The 14,059-nt window shown below is 69.3% G+C and carries 17 protein-coding genes; 3 read left to right on the top strand and 14 right to left on the bottom strand.

What is annotated here, in order from left to right:
• Nucleotides 1-21: 21 nt before the first annotated feature.
• Nucleotides 22-1,920 (bottom strand): molecular chaperone DnaK, encoded by a 1,899-nt coding sequence (gene dnaK / locus V5F53_RS14315; protein WP_393995186.1) that lies wholly within the window; start codon nucleotides 1,918-1,920, stop codon nucleotides 22-24.
• 218 nt (nucleotides 1,921-2,138) lie between these two features.
• Here dnaK and pncA point away from each other — a divergent pair, with 218 nt between their 5' ends.
• Nucleotides 2,139-2,813, top strand: coding sequence for a bifunctional nicotinamidase/pyrazinamidase (gene pncA, locus V5F53_RS14320; protein WP_393995185.1), 675 nt, complete (start codon nucleotides 2,139-2,141; stop codon nucleotides 2,811-2,813).
• Between the two features lie 53 nt (nucleotides 2,814-2,866).
• On the opposite strand, the gene V5F53_RS14325 is transcribed toward pncA, so the two are convergent.
• From V5F53_RS14325 to V5F53_RS14335, 3 genes are all read right to left on the bottom strand, one after another.
• Nucleotides 2,867-3,250 (bottom strand): VOC family protein, encoded by a 384-nt coding sequence (locus V5F53_RS14325; protein ID WP_393995184.1) that lies wholly within the window; start codon nucleotides 3,248-3,250, stop codon nucleotides 2,867-2,869.
• A gap of 103 nt (nucleotides 3,251-3,353) precedes the next feature.
• Nucleotides 3,354-3,962: a hypothetical protein gene (locus tag V5F53_RS14330; protein ID WP_393995183.1), complete on the bottom strand. Its 609-nt coding sequence runs from the start codon at nucleotides 3,960-3,962 to the stop codon at nucleotides 3,354-3,356.
• Nucleotides 3,963-3,974: 12 nt separating this feature from the next.
• Nucleotides 3,975-4,616 carry a hypothetical protein gene (locus V5F53_RS14335; RefSeq protein WP_393995182.1) on the bottom strand — a complete coding sequence of 214 codons (642 nt, stop codon included), beginning with the start codon at nucleotides 4,614-4,616 and terminating at the stop codon, nucleotides 3,975-3,977.
• Nucleotides 4,617-4,758: 142 nt separating this feature from the next.
• On the opposite strand from V5F53_RS14335, the gene V5F53_RS14340 reads away from it, so the two are divergent.
• A complete protein-coding gene (locus tag V5F53_RS14340; protein WP_509213013.1) occupies nucleotides 4,759-5,328 on the top strand; it encodes an alpha-ketoglutarate-dependent dioxygenase AlkB in 570 nt (189 codons plus the stop codon).
• Nucleotides 5,329-5,403: 75 nt separating this feature from the next.
• Nucleotides 5,404-6,363, top strand: coding sequence for a hypothetical protein (locus tag V5F53_RS14345; protein ID WP_393995180.1), 960 nt, complete (start codon nucleotides 5,404-5,406; stop codon nucleotides 6,361-6,363).
• Here V5F53_RS14345 and fdhE read toward each other — a convergent pair.
• The 10 genes from fdhE to hypF form a co-directional block, all read right to left on the bottom strand.
• The gene (gene fdhE / locus V5F53_RS14350) at nucleotides 6,318-6,704 is read right to left on the bottom strand and encodes a formate dehydrogenase accessory protein FdhE domain-containing protein (protein ID WP_393995179.1); all 387 of its coding nucleotides are present in this window, start codon (nucleotides 6,702-6,704) and stop codon (nucleotides 6,318-6,320) included. The genes V5F53_RS14345 and fdhE overlap by 46 nt on opposite strands.
• Nucleotides 6,701-7,183 carry a hypothetical protein gene (locus V5F53_RS14355; RefSeq protein WP_393995178.1) on the bottom strand — a complete coding sequence of 161 codons (483 nt, stop codon included), beginning with the start codon at nucleotides 7,181-7,183 and terminating at the stop codon, nucleotides 6,701-6,703. The genes fdhE and V5F53_RS14355 overlap by 4 nt, the downstream gene beginning before the upstream one ends.
• A gap of 89 nt (nucleotides 7,184-7,272) precedes the next feature.
• Nucleotides 7,273-7,446 carry a hypothetical protein gene (locus tag V5F53_RS14360; protein WP_509213020.1) on the bottom strand — a complete coding sequence of 58 codons (174 nt, stop codon included), beginning with the start codon at nucleotides 7,444-7,446 and terminating at the stop codon, nucleotides 7,273-7,275.
• A complete protein-coding gene (locus V5F53_RS14365; protein WP_393995177.1) occupies nucleotides 7,412-7,702 on the bottom strand; it encodes a formate dehydrogenase N subunit beta transmembrane domain-containing protein in 291 nt (96 codons plus the stop codon). The genes V5F53_RS14360 and V5F53_RS14365 overlap by 35 nt, the downstream gene beginning before the upstream one ends.
• Before the next feature lie 27 nt (nucleotides 7,703-7,729).
• Entirely contained in the window at nucleotides 7,730-8,080 is a 351-nt protein-coding gene (locus tag V5F53_RS14370) for a 4Fe-4S dicluster domain-containing protein (RefSeq protein ID WP_393995176.1), read from the bottom strand.
• Complete coding sequence (locus V5F53_RS14375; RefSeq protein ID WP_509212394.1) at nucleotides 8,077-8,496, bottom strand: molybdopterin dinucleotide binding domain-containing protein; 420 nt, start codon at nucleotides 8,494-8,496, stop codon at nucleotides 8,077-8,079. The genes V5F53_RS14370 and V5F53_RS14375 overlap by 4 nt, the downstream gene beginning before the upstream one ends.
• Complete coding sequence (locus V5F53_RS14380) at nucleotides 8,448-8,945, bottom strand: hypothetical protein (protein ID WP_393995174.1); 498 nt, start codon at nucleotides 8,943-8,945, stop codon at nucleotides 8,448-8,450. Before V5F53_RS14380 ends, V5F53_RS14375 begins: the two co-directional genes overlap by 49 nt.
• Before the next feature lie 243 nt (nucleotides 8,946-9,188).
• On the bottom strand, nucleotides 9,189-10,520 hold the full coding sequence (locus V5F53_RS14385; protein ID WP_393995173.1) for a protoglobin domain-containing protein: 1,332 nt from the start codon (nucleotides 10,518-10,520) through the stop codon (nucleotides 9,189-9,191).
• Between the two features lie 789 nt (nucleotides 10,521-11,309).
• Nucleotides 11,310-11,510 (bottom strand): hypothetical protein, encoded by a 201-nt coding sequence (locus V5F53_RS14390; RefSeq protein WP_393995172.1) that lies wholly within the window; start codon nucleotides 11,508-11,510, stop codon nucleotides 11,310-11,312.
• Between the two features lie 209 nt (nucleotides 11,511-11,719).
• Nucleotides 11,720-14,059 (bottom strand): carbamoyltransferase HypF, encoded by a 2,340-nt coding sequence (hypF, locus tag V5F53_RS14395; RefSeq protein WP_393995171.1) that lies wholly within the window; start codon nucleotides 14,057-14,059, stop codon nucleotides 11,720-11,722.

Genomic DNA, 14,059 nt, shown 5'->3' on the forward strand with positions numbered 1-14,059 from the left:
CCAACGCCCGCCGCCACATCGTCAGGCCGACTTCTTCTTGTCGTCGTCGACTTCGGTGAACTCGGCGTCCACCACATCGTCCTGGGCCTTGGAGGCCCCGGCCTCGCCCTCGCCGGTCTGGGCCGCGTACATGGCCTCGCCCAGCTTGAGCGACACCTGGGCCAGGGCCTGGGTCTTGGCCTCGATGGCCTCCACATCCTCGCCGCCGAGCACGCCCTTCAGGTCGGCGATGGCGGTCTCGATGGCGGTCTTCTCGGTGGCGCCCACCTTGGAGCCGTGCTCGGAGAGCGCCTTCTCGGTGGAGTGGACCAGCGCCTCGCCGTGGTTCTTGGCTTCCGCCAGGGCCTTGCGCTTCTTGTCCTCGGCCGCGTGGGCCTCGGCGTCCTTCACCATCTTCTCGATGTCCGCATCATTCAGGCCACCCGAGGCCTGAATGCGGATCTGCTGCTCCTTGCCGGTGCCCTTGTCCTTGGCGGAAACCTGCACGATGCCGTTGGCATCGATGTCGAAGGTCACCTCCACCTGCGGCACGCCGCGCGGCGCCGGCGGAATACCGACGAGGTCGAACTGGCCGAGGATCTTGTTGTCCGCCGCCATCTCGCGCTCGCCCTGGAACACGCGGATGGTGACCGCGGTCTGTCCATCTTCCGCCGTAGAGAACACCTGGCTCTTCTTGGTGGGGATGGTGGTGTTGCGGTCGATGAGGCGGGTGAACACGCCGCCCAGCGTCTCGATGCCCAGCGACAGCGGGGTCACGTCGAGCAGCAGCACGTCCTTCACGTCGCCCTGGAGCACGCCGGCCTGGATGGCGGCGCCGATGGCGACCACCTCATCCGGGTTGACGCCCTTGTGGGGCTCCTTGCCGAAGAACTGCTTCACCACTTCCTGGACCTTCGGCATGCGCGTCATGCCGCCCACCAGCACCACCTCGTCGATCTGCCCAGCGGTCAGCCCGGCATCCTTGAGGGCGAGCTTGCAGGGCTCGATGGTGCGCTGGATCAGGTCTTCCACCAGCGCCTCGAACTTGGCGCGGGTCAGCTTCAAGGTCAGGTGCTTCGGCCCGGTGGCATCTGCGGTGATGAAGGGCAGGTTGATCTCGGTCTGGGTCGCCGACGACAGCTCGATCTTGGCCTTCTCGGCGGCTTCCTTCAGCCGCTGGAGGGCCAGCTTGTCGTTGCGCAGGTCGATGCCCTGCTCCTTCTTGAACTCGTCGGCCAAGTAGTTCACCAGGCGCATGTCGAAGTCTTCGCCGCCGAGGAAGGTGTCGCCGTTGGTGGACTTCACCTCGAACACGCCGTCGCCGATCTCCAGCACCGACACGTCGAAGGTGCCGCCGCCGAGGTCATAGACCGCGATGGTGCCGGCCGACTTCTTGTCGAGGCCATAGGCGAGCGCCGCCGCGGTGGGCTCGTTGATGATGCGCAGCACCTCAAGGCCGGCAATCTTGCCGGCGTCCTTGGTGGCCTGGCGCTGGGCGTCGTTGAAGTAGGCGGGAACCGTGATGACGGCCTTTTCCACCTTCTCGCCCAGGTACGACTCGGCGGTTTCCTTCATCTTCTGCAGGATGAAGGCGGAAATCTGCGAGGGCGAATACTTCTTGCCGTCGGACTCCACCCAGGCGTCGCCATTGTCGGCGCGCACGATGTGGTAGGGCACCAGCCCCTTGTCCTTGGCGACGGTGGGATCATCGAAGCGGCGGCCGATGAGGCGCTTCACCGCGAAGAAGGTGCGCTCCGGATTGGTCACGCCCTGGCGCTTGGCCGGCTGGCCAACGAGGCGCTCGCCATCCTCCGTGAAGGCGACGATGGACGGAGTGGTCCGCGCGCCCTCGGCATTCTCGATGACTTTCGGGGCCGAGCCCTCCATCACCGCAACGCACGAATTGGTGGTGCCGAGGTCGATACCGATGATCTTGGCCATATAGTCTCTCCTTGCCGGCAGACCGGCCGGGCCCTTGCGGCGCCCGCCTGGGACAGGCCGCGGGCCCCTCCCGCAGCCGATCCGCCGGCCCCCTTCGCTTGAAATTGGGGTTCGTCGCGAAAACGACGATCGAGGCGGATATAGGGGGGGTGATTTGGCGCCGCAAGGCGTGCTACCTGGCTAGCGGCCCTTTTTCACGTCCCCGCGAGGATGCCCCCATGCCCGCCACTCGCCATGCCGCCGCCGCAGGCGGCCCCCCCGGCGGCGGCGGCGAGCGCAGCGTGCTCGTCGCCGTGGATCTCCAGGTGGACTTCCTGCCGGGCGGGGCGCTGGCCGTGCCCGGCGGGCACGAGGTGGTGCCCGAGGCCAACCACCTGGCCACACGCTTCCGCAACGTCGTCCTGACCCAGGACTGGCACCCGGCGGACCACGTCTCGTTCGCCTCCAACCACCCCGGCAAGGCCCCCTACGACACCATCTGCCTGCCCTACGGCGAGCAGGTGCTGTGGCCGGACCACTGTGTCCAGGACAGCATCGGCGCCCGCTTCGCCACGCGGCTGGAGATCCCCCACGCCCAGCTCATCATCCGCAAGGGCCACCACCGCGGCATCGACAGCTATTCCACCTTCTACGAGGCCGACCGCGCCACCCCCACCGGCCTGACCGGATACCTGCGGGAGCGGGGGATCGACACCGTCTATCTGCTGGGCCTCGCCACCGATTTCTGCGTCGCCTGGTCGGCGGTGGACGCGGCCCGGCACGGCTTCACCACCTATGTGGTGGAGGATGCCTGCCGCGCCATCGACGTCAACGGCTCACTGGAGCGGGCCTGGGCGCAGATGAACGCCGCCGGCGTGCGCCGGGCGCGCTCCGCCGACCTCGCCGCGGCCTGAGCCGGGCGCCAGCGCCCGGCCCGCCATGGCCGAGACGCCGGCGCCACGCCTCGTCACCCCTCGTCGGCCGTCATCCAGCCCAGGGGGGCGCCGGTGGCATCGGTGACGATGGCGATACGGCCGATGCCGGGCACCTCGAACGGCGGGCGAATCACGTGGCCGCCATTGGCTTCCAGCAGCTTCAGCCGGGCCTCCAGGTCATCCACGTTGAGATAGGGAAACCAGTGGGGCGGCACCTCCGGCGGCAGCAGGTCGGTCTTGTCCATCAGGCCGGCCACCGGCTCGTCGCCGAGATGGGCGACGAAATAGGCGGGGCCGCCGCCCTCGGACGGCATCTCCGCGAAGGTCCAGCCGAGGGTGGCGCCATAGAAGGCCTTGGCCTTCTCCACATCGTCGGTAAGCAGCTCGTTCCAGTAGAATTTGCCGTGCTGGGCCATGGGCGTCCTCCTGGTGCGGCGACGGAACCGCGATCGATCCGCGCCAGCGCCCATCTCGCACGGACCGCCCCGCCCGGCAACGCGCAAGCGTCCGCGCACCGCCTCAGAACAGGTTGATGCGCGCCGGGATGAGGCCGGCGCCGGACGATGGCCGGAAATAACCGACCAGCACGCCGCCGTCTTTCAGTTCCAGCACCCCGTCGGAAGCGTTGCCAATCTTCAGGTCGATCTTTGTGCCCTGGATGCGGATCCTGTGATCGCTGCCGCATTCTGAGTTCGTGGAAAGATTGACGCAGCCTTCGACGGGGAACGACAGCCCGGTGGAGAGCGCCAGGACCCCCTGGTTTTCGCGCACGTATTGCCGCGCGCGTTCAGCGAGCTGCGGCGTCTCCTGCAGCTCCAGCCGGAGGGTCTTGGCCTGGTAGAGGATCTGCGCCAGGATGATCGAGCGCAGCATCGGGCTGTCCGCCGCCGCCAAGGCCTCCTTCATCGCCTGCTCGCGCACCTGGGGGCGGTCGTCGCAGATGACGGTCTCCAGGGCAAAGCCGCGGTCGAGCTCAGGAACCCTGGGGTCCTTCACCTGATCCAGCAGCGCCTTCACCTGCACATTGTCGATGCGCGCGAAAGCGCAGCCGGCCCGCGCCTCCAGCGCGAGGCATAGCCCGCCCGCCACCACGACTCCCCAGAGGATCGCCCGTGTCGTCTTTCCCATGTTCAGCCCCACCTATTGCCCCGAATGACCGGAGAATCGTTCGCGCAGGGATATCGCCGCGACCGGACCCTCGTCCCCCACCACCGTCAGCGTCACCTGGCACCCCGGCCAGAGCTCCTGAGCGACGCCGAGGGTGAGCACCTGCTCAAAAACGCCGCTGCCCGGACGGCCCGGAACCGGCGCGGGCGCGCGCAAGGTGGCCTGGCGCGGCCGGCCGGCCATGGGCCGCCACGGCGTCAGCTCAAACGCTTCCACCCCGCACAAGGGAAAGGCCTGCCCCACCGCCACGTTGCGCGTGCGCTCGGAAGGCAGCGGCGGCCGCCGAGCGGACGCGTCGGGGACGACGGCAGGCCCAGCGACCGGCGCGGCCACCGAGGCGGAGGCCGGGGCCGGTGGTGCCTCCGCCATCGGTATTGCGCCCGGGGAGACCGCGACGACACCGGGAACGGTGACGGTGTTGGTGATGTTGAATTGTGGCGCCGGCGGCGGGGCTCCGCCGCCCAGCAGCGGCACGATCCATTGCAGCACCCCGGCCACCGCCGCCAGGAGGGCGGTGATCGCCGCAAGGTAGGCGAGAATCCTCCTGTCCCGCTCTGACGGAGACCTGTGGTCCGGACTATCTTTGGAGGGTTCGGCGCGCTGCGCTTCCGACATGGTTCCAAGCCCCGTGTGCGTGCCGCTGGTCTCAACCGCAGGGCCGGCATCACACCACAACACCCAAGGTCAGGACAACCTGAGCGACACAAATACACCCCCCATCGCCCTCGCTCCCGGCGCGCTCTGGTATCCTGGCGCCATGGACGGGCGGGAACAGGCGGAACTGCTGGCCGATATCCGCGCGGTGCTGGCCGAAGCGCCGCTGTTCACGCCCACCATGCCGCGTTCCGGCAAGGCCTTTTCCGTGCGCATGAGCAATTGCGGGCCGCTGGGCTGGGTCTCCGACAGCGCGGGTTATCGCTACCAGGCCTTTCACCCGGACACCCGAGCGCCCTGGCCGCCGCTGCCGGCCCGCCTCCAGGCCGCCTACGCCCGCTTCGGCGGCACCGGCGTTCCGGCCGAGGCCTGCCTCATCAATTATTACGCGCCCGATGCCCGCATGAGCCTGCACCAGGACCGGGACGAAGCCGACCTCACCGCGCCGGTGGTGTCGATCTCCCTGGGCGACAGCGCCCTGTTCCGGCTCGGCGGCGACACCCGCGCCGGGCCCACCCGGTCCATCCGCCTCGCGTCCGGCGACGTGTTCGTGCTGTCCGGCCCGAGCCGGCTCGCCTTCCACGGGATCGACCGCATCCTCGGCGGCTCCTCGCGCCTGCTCGCGGAAGGCGGGCGCTTCAACCTGACATTGCGGCGGGTGACGACGCCATGACATTCGTGGCACCTTGCGCCGGCGTTCGCGGCGGACGATTCGTCGCGCGCGATGCGCCCAAGGGGAGCCAGCTCGATGCCTCGTGGCCTGCCGCGCCGTGGATTGAACGGGCTCGCTGCCCTCGGTCTCATGGTCCTGACGCTGCTCATGTCCGCCGCCGGCCACGCCGGCGAGGCGATCTTCCCGCGCGGATCGGTGGTGGGGCTGGCGCCGCCGCCAGGGCTGGTGGAAAGCACCACCTTCTCCGGCTTCGAGGATCGCGCCCGCAACGCCTCCATCCTGATCGTGGACATGCCGGCGGAGGCCTATCCCCAGCTCGAGGCCGGCTTCACCGACGCCGCGCTGGCGGCCAAGGGCGTGAGCGTGGAGCAGCGCGGCCCCTTCGCCCTGCCCGACGCCAAGGCCTACCTGGTCACCGGCACCCAGAGCGCCGGGCCGTTCCGCGTGCGCAAGTGGATCCTGCTCGCCGGCACCGATGTCGCCACCGCTTTGGTCACGGTTCAGGTGGCGGAAACCGATGCCGCCGCCCTCCCCGACGCCGAGGTGCGCGCCGCTCTGGCCACCCTCGCCTTCCGCTCGCCCGAGGCGCAGGTCGCGGCCTTGCCCTTCACGGTGACCGACCTCGCCGGCTTCCGCGTGGTGCGCACCTTCGGCGGCTCCACGGTGATGCTCACGGACGGCCCCAAGAACGTGATCGAGGGCGTGGAGCAGCCTTACTTCGTGGTCTCCGTGGCCCATGGCGCCCCGCGTGAGGACGAGCGGCGCCAGTTCGCTCTCAGGGCCCTGTCCACCCTCGCCGGTCTCAAGGACATGCGGCTGGAGCGGGCCGAGCCGCTGCGCATCGCCCAGATTCCGGGCTTCGAGGTGATGGCCCAGGCGGTGGACGCCAAGACCGGGGAACCGGTGAAGGTGGTGCAGTGGATCCGCTTCGGCCAGACCGGTCACATGCGCATGGTCGGCATCTCGCGGCTCGATGCCTTCCCCGAGGTCTATCCGCGCTTCCGCGCCATCCGCGACGGCGTCGATCCGCGCTGAGCCGCAGCCGGCGGCGGCGCCACGCCCGCGAGGCGGGAGAGCAGGCCATCGAGGATCGGTATCCAGGCGCCGGAGCGGGCCAGTTCCAGCCGGTCGATGCGCCCGTCGCGGGACGGTAAGGCGGCGCCGTCGGCCACCTGCGCCGCCATCGCCTCGGCCACGTCGGCGGCGAAGCCCAGGTGATCGGCACTCTCATGCCCCCGCGCCAGCACCCGGAGGCGGGCGGCGCGACGGGCATAGAGCTCCGCCGGACGCGGCGGCAGCACCGGGTCGACATGCGGCGCGCCGACCGCGTTGCGATCGAACGCGGCCACGTCGATGGCGAAGGCCGAGGGGATCATGCCCGCAGCCTGCCCAGCGGCGCCGGACGCTCCCTGGCCTTCAGCTCCTCGTACCAGCGGTCGTGATGCTGGCGCGCCCAGGCCGGGGAGACATGGCCCGTGGCCATGCCGATGATGGACCCGCGCCCCCAGATCGTCAGATAGGGGTGGCCGAGGATCAGCCCCTGCCGAGCAAGGCGTGGACGAGGATGGAGAGCCGCGCCACGGGAATCGGGAAGAAGGCGCGAATAGGCCCGCCACATGGTGAGACCCGACGCCAGCAGCACGCTGATGGACGCTATGATGAGCCGGAACAGCACCTTCTGGCCGGCATTATACTTGCCTCTGCGCAGACTTGCCGATCCGCAGACTTGTCGATGCGCAGACTTGTCGATCCGCATCCGCTCGCCATGCCGGTCCAGCACCCCCTCCGTGATGCGGCGGAACCAGATGAGGTCGGTGCGCATGAACAGATTGTGGCGGTAGAAGCGCGCGAACATGAAGCACAGCACCAAGAACACCACGATGCCGAGGATGGGAGACAGGATGCGGGCGAGCTGGGGCGTGCCCAGCAGGCCCTTGAACCGGCTCAGCGACGGGCAAACCAGGACAGGCCCGACAGCGCGGTGAAGAAGAAGCAGATCACCAGGAACCAGTGGCAGAGCCGCTCGGCGAACGTGGTGCGCAGGATCTGTCTCCGGTCTTGGACATGGCTGCTCTCCCGCGCCTCACGAGGCCTTGCGGCAGGGGTGGCTGACCACATCCGCCGGGGGGGCCTTCGGGTGGCCGGCATCGCCGCCCCGACCGTCGTCATCCTCCACCACAGTGGGGCCGACGCGGATGAAGGGGGTGATCATGCCCGCCACCGCCGCCAGGGTGGCCACCACCGCCACCGGCTTCAGCCATTCCGTCCAGCCGCGCACCACCGGGCCGATCCGCGGATCCCAGGGCAGGCCGGCATAGGGTTCGGACGTATCCGTGTGGTGCAGCGCATACATCACATGGGTGCCGCCCAACATGGGTGCCGCCCACGCCCCTGCGGATCGTCAAGACCGGCGTTCCCGTCGCCGCGCTCCTTCAGCGCGCTCACGCGGGTATCGGCCAGCATCGTCATGGCCTCCCTGGGCCCGAAGGCGATGGCGCCGGTGGGGCAGGTCTTCACGCACGCCGGCTCCTTGCACCCCCACCCGGTCCGAACACAGGGTGCACGTGTCGGCCGTGTTGTCCCCCGTGGAGATGCGCGGCACATTGGACGGGCGGACAGCCAGGCAATAGCCGCAGCCGATGCAGGTGGTGACGTCGATCAGCTTCGACACCTCGGCCTGGTGGCCGTGCACCTGCGGCGCCGGCAGCCGATCGGAGGTGGCGGAGCGGCGGACGATGTTCCGGGTGTTCATGACTGCGCCGCGTCGAGCTTCTCGACCTTCACCGGAAACGCCTTGAACTCAGGCGTCTGCGAGTTGGGGTCGTCCACCCCCCGGGAGAGGGTGTTGGCGAGGTGGCCCCTGCGGGCCGTCGCTTCGAAGCCCCAGTGGCAGGGAATGCCGATCTGGCCGACCTCCTGCCCGGCCACCTTCAACGTGCGCAGGCGCTTGGTCACCGCCGTCTTGGCGGTGATGAAGCCGTGCTTGGTGGTCACGTTGACCGTGTCGCCGGGGCCGATGCCCTTGGCCACGGCCAGTTTCTCGCCAATCTGGATGAACTGCTCCGGCTGCGGCATGGCATCGAGGTGCCCATGCTTGGTCCAGTGGCGGAACAGCTCGGTCACCGCATAGGTCGTGGCCACATAGGGAAAGTCGTGGCGGTTGCCCATGCGCTCGCGGTCGCTCTGGAAGATGCGCGCGGTGGGGTTGTGGGTGACCGCGCTGTGCCGTTGGCCTCGTTGGCGACCTCCTCCGCATGCAAATCGTAGGGATCGTGACAGGTATGCTCGTCCCAGGTCATGCGCAGCAGTTGCTCGGGGCAGGCGCCGCCTTCCGCCCCATAGAGGCGCCGCAGCTCCATCATGATGCTGCGGAGGATGCGGCCGTCGTGACGCGCCTCGAACGACGGCTCCTGGCCGGCATAGTGCCACTGCATCCGGCGGCCGGAATTGACGATGGCGCCGTTCTCCTCGGCGCAGCAGGACGACGGCAGGCGGAACACCTCCGCCTGGGCGGCAGTTGGCGCAAAGCCCAATGCCGTGCCCGAAATCCCCGCGGCGCCACCGGCCATGACCTTCAGAAACTGCCGGCGTCCCAATGTGGCGGCGGCACCGTCCATATGACCTGTCCGCGCCTTCAATAACTTGAAAACATTATGATATCTTCCGCATAAGGCGGTATGAAAATACACGTTTAAAGCCAGCCTCATACCGGCGACGCCTGCCGCTTGCAATTGCCCCGATGGTCGGAGGTCGACCGCGCGGGCCGCCGCGACGCCCGCAGCGACGACGGACACACACTGCGGCCAGGCGAGGCCCGCCGCCCTCACCCCCTCGCCTGGGCTGCGCTGGCTGATCCGGGATCACGCCGCCTTGATGTCCGTGAGGAATTTCCTCACCTCGTCGTTCAGCGCGTCCAGCTGCCGGGCGAGATCCGACGCCGCGGTGAAGACGCTGGTCGCCGCGGTGCTGGAATCCGTCATCGCCTTGGTCACGCGGTAGATGCTGGACGACACCTCGGTGGTGCCCTGCGAGGCGTCGTGGATGTTGCGGGCGATCTCGCGGGTCGCGTTCTCCTGCTCCTGCACCGCGGCAGCGATGGAATTGGCTACCGCGTTGATGGAGCCGATGGTGCCGGAGATGCCCTCGATGGTGACCAGCGTCTCCTCGGTATCCACTTGGATCGTCTCGATCTGCGATCGGATCTCGGCGGTGGCCTTGCCGGTCTGCTCGGCCAGCTGCTTCACCTCGTCGGCGACCACCGCGAACCCCTTGCCCGCCGCCCCGGCATGGGCCGCCTCGATGGTGGCGTTCAGCGCCAGGAGGTTGGTCTTGCCGGCGATCTGGCTGATGAGGCCGATGATGCTGCCGATCCGGTCGGTGGCCTCGGACAGGGTCTTCACCCGGTCGCTCGCCTGCCCCGCGTCCACCACCGCGCGCGCCGTGATGTCGGCCGATTGCGCCACCTGGCGGCTGATCTCCCGCACCGACGCCGACAGTTCCTCGGTGGCCGCCGCCACGGTCGCGACATTGCTGGAGGCCTGCTCCGACGCCGCCGCCACCGACCGGGACTGCACGGTGGTTTCCTCGGCGAAATTGGTCATGCCGCTGGCGGTGGCGTGCAGGTCGGCGACCGAGGACGACACCAGCGCGACCACCGAGCCCACGGAGGCCTCGAACGATTGCGCCAGCCGGTCGAGCGTGGCCCGCCGGTCCCGCCGTCCCGCCTGGAGGTAGACGTGGATGGCAAGGTCCATGTCGAGGATCGCCACGCGCACCACCGCCATCTGCAGCTTCACCGCCTGCTCGGCCTTGCGGCGGCCGAACAAGGCGCCGAAGGACTCCTCGCCGACGGCGGCCACCAGGTGGCTGATGAGGAAGCTGTAGCCGCCGATGTACCAGTGGGGGTCCAGGCCCAGCGTGTTGTGCATCTCGCCGATGCGCGTGACGGAGGCCTCGTACTCCTCGTCGAAACGCGCGTCGAGGATCACGCCCCAATGCTTGAGCTGCATGCGCTTGGCGCGCGCCATGTGCTCGCTGTCGCCGAAAAAGCGCAGCGTCTCGGGCACCCGGGCGACGTGCTCGTAGAAACGGTCCAGAACCTTGTCCAATATGTCCAGGACCTCCGCCTTGGACTCCCTCAGCAGGGCGGTCGTCTCACCATCGATCAGGTTAAAATTAAGCCTGTCACGCATATTGAGATCGGACGACATTTCAACTCCCCACCTGAATCCATTCCTCATGGACACAAACGACTGACTGCTTCCAGATTTTCCAGGTCAAAAATCCAACTGCATGGCCGGAACCCATCAACAATACGTCATGACGCACGATGCCATGGCGGCGCTCGCGCCAGACAGGCGCCTCGCTCCCCTGAAACCGGACACCCCGCGTGACGCACCTTTCAACCCGCGCCCGGAACGACACGACCGGCTCACTGAAACGAAGATCGCAAGCTTACGAAATGAAACCGAACCGAAGTCATCCAAGACGCGCGGCGCCGGCACACGAGGCGAACGCACGCCGCGGCCGGGCGACCGCAGACACGATAAGGATGGACTGCCCGGAAAATGCGAATAACGCACATCCCCCGAACCCTCAAGCCCACCTCCGGGGTAGACACATGAAGTTATCCCGGGCCTGAAGACCCCTCGCAGCTTCAATTCGCCACACCAAAACACATCGGCTCCAGACGATATTTAATTGCATACATTCGAAAGCTCCCAGGGCGCCCAGTCAATTGCATACAAAGTGCATGGAAATCTCTCGACCGACCTGTCACTCCCGCCCTCCTCCGTGCGGCGACGGCAACCTATGCCTGGCATGGCTTCATCCCGGCCCGGGTGGCGCCGCCTCGACACTTCGCAATTTTCAAGCCAGTTGATGGCGACCTCGCCGCCAGCGATCACGTCAAGGGCAGTGAAGGCGACAGCAGAGACACAATGTCGCCTCTCACCTAGGGGAATATCGCTATATATTATTCTTTATAAATCAATATATTTAGTCGGATCATTTAAAAAATGACTGGCATTCAGGACCGGAAATCCCACCACAACGAAAGTCGAAAACCATGGATGACCAAATGAACGGAAGCCAGCCGTAAGACACACCGGCGCGCCGCGGATCATCCCGCGCGTCCTGCCCAGCGCCACACCACGACCGAACGACGCGGGCAAGGCGCTCACTCCAGCCTCATGTCCGGAATGTGGGGTTCGCGTGTCCCTGGCGCTCAGGAGATCTATGTCCCGAATGCAACATCGCGCGTCCGGGAGCCCGCATGCCGCGCCGGCCGACCGCGGCCCTCCGCCGTCCACGGCGGGACACGGGCGTGCCTTCCGCGCCGCGGCGGCTGCCGTTAAAATCGGCACCACGACGACACGGCAACGGCCCGCCCTCACCCGCCGGCGCCCTCCAGATGCCGGGCGGCGGCGACCACGGCCTGCCCGAGCGCGAGGCCGCCGTCATTGGCCGGCACCGCGGCAGGAACGAGCGCCCCCAGCCCGTGACCGGCCAGCCGCCGCGTCATGTCATCGAGCAGCCGCGCGTTCTGGAACACGCCGCCGGACAGCGCCACCGCCCCGCAGCCATGGCTCAGCGCCACCCGGGCGGCGCCATCGGCGAAGGCCTGGGCCAGGCCGGCGTGGAAGGCTCCCGCCACCGCGCCGCGCGGTCGGCCGGCGGCGCGGTCGGCCACCATCTGGCGCCACATGGCCCCGGGGTCGATCTCCAGCAGCCCGCCGGTCTCAGTGAGGCCGAAGGGATAGGGCGCGGCCGGCATGGCGCAGGCCTCCAGCGCCATGGCCGCCTCGCCCTCGTGGCTAAGTCGCTCCGGCGCCAGCCCCAGCAGCGCCGCCGCCGCATCGAACAGGCGGCCGGCGGAACTGGCCGAGGGTGCGTTCAGGCCCCGGTCGATCATGGCCCGCAGCGTGGCCACCGGCCGGCCGGCGAACAGCTCCGCGAGCGCCGGATCGCCATCCACCGCCGCCCGGCCCAGCGCCCGGTCGAGATGGGCCAGCAACACCCGCCAGGGCTCGCGGCTCGCCGCGTCGCCGCCGGCCAGCGGAATGGGCGAGAGCCGCCCGACCCGCCGGGCGGCGGCATAATCGCCCACCAGGATCTCGCCACCCCACACCGTGCCGTCCGCACCAAGGCCGATGCCGTCCAGCACCACGCCCACCACCGGCCCGTCGCCGCGCCGCCAGCCGGCCTCGGCCATGGCCGCGGCCATGTGGGCATGGTGGTGCTGCACCCGCACCACCGGCAGGTCTCGCGCACCGGCGAGCGCAAGCCCGCGCGCCGTGGCGTGGTAGCCCGGGTGGAGGTCCACCGCGATCACCGCCGGCACATGGGCGAACAGGGCCGCGTAATCGGCGATGGCGGCATCGAACGCATCGATGCTGCCCGGCTCGTCCAGGTCGCCAAGGTGATGCGACACCAGCGCCTTGCCCCCTTGGGTGAGGCAAATGGCGCTCTTCAGCTCCCCGCCCAGCGCCAGCACCGGCGGCGCGGCGGCGAAATCCGGCGGCAGCGCCATGGGCATGGGGGCCTGCCCCCGGCCCCGCCGCAGCACCCGCGCCCGCCCGGCGGCCACGCGCACCACCCCGTCGTCGAGCCGGCGGGCGATGGGCCGGTCGTGCATCAGGAAGGCATCGACGATCCCCGCAAGCGCAACGCGCGCGGCGGCGTTGTCGATCACCTGCGGCGCGCCGGAGCGGTTGCCCGAGGTCATCACCAGCGGCCGCCCCACCGCCGCGATCACCAGCTGGTGCAAGGGCGTGTAGGGCAGCATGACCCCCACCTGAGCCTGGCCGGGCGCGATGCCAGGCGCCAGCGCCGCACGGTCCGGCAGGTCGAGCAGCACGATGGGCGCAGCCGGCGACTCCAGCGCCCGCGCCTGCTCCGGCCCGATCGCGAACAGGCGCCCGGCGCCAGCGAGGTCCATCATCACCGCCAGCGGCTTGGTGGGCCGCAGCTTGCGCCGGCGCAGTTCGGCGACGGCGGCGGCATCGGTGGCGTCGCAGGCGATGTGGAAGCCGCCGATGCCCTTCACCGCGACGATGCCGCCCGCGCGCAGCAGCGCGGCAGCGGCGCGGATCGGGTCTTCATCCTCCGCGCCGGCGGCGGGCCCCGGGCTGCCCGCCGGCTCCAGCCACAGGCGCGGCCCGCACGCCGGGCAGGCGATGGGCTGGGCATGGAAGCGGCGGTCGGCGGGGTCCCCATATTCCGCCGCGCACGCGGAACACATGGCGAAGCCGGCCATGGTCGTGGCCGGCCGGTCGTAGGGCAGGCCGGCGACGATGGAGAAGCGCGGCCCGCAATCGGTGCAGTTGGTGAAGGCGTAGCGGAACCGCCGGGCGGCAGGATCGGCCACCTCGGCGCGACAGGCGGGACAGGTGGCGACATCCGGCGCCACCCCCACCGACACGGCGCCGGGACCGCTTTCGACGATGCGGAAGCCCGCCCCCTCCGGCGCGGGGGCGGCGACGCACGTCACGTGGTCGATGCGCGCCAGGGGCGGCGCCTCGGCCACCAGATCGCGGGCGAAGGCGTCGAGCCCCGCCGCCAGGCCGGCGACGCGGATCACCACCCGGTCGCCCTGGTTGCACACCGTCCCGCGCAACGCCAGGCGCCGCGCCAGGCGATAGACGAACGGCCGGAACCCGACCCCCTGGACGATGCCGGAGACGGTGATCTCCTCCGCGTGTTCTTGCTCCCGATCCCCCGCCTCGCCCAT

It is taken from the genome of Xanthobacter cornucopiae, assembly GCF_043195065.2.
In the GTDB taxonomy this organism is placed as follows: domain Bacteria; phylum Pseudomonadota; class Alphaproteobacteria; order Rhizobiales; family Xanthobacteraceae; genus Xanthobacter.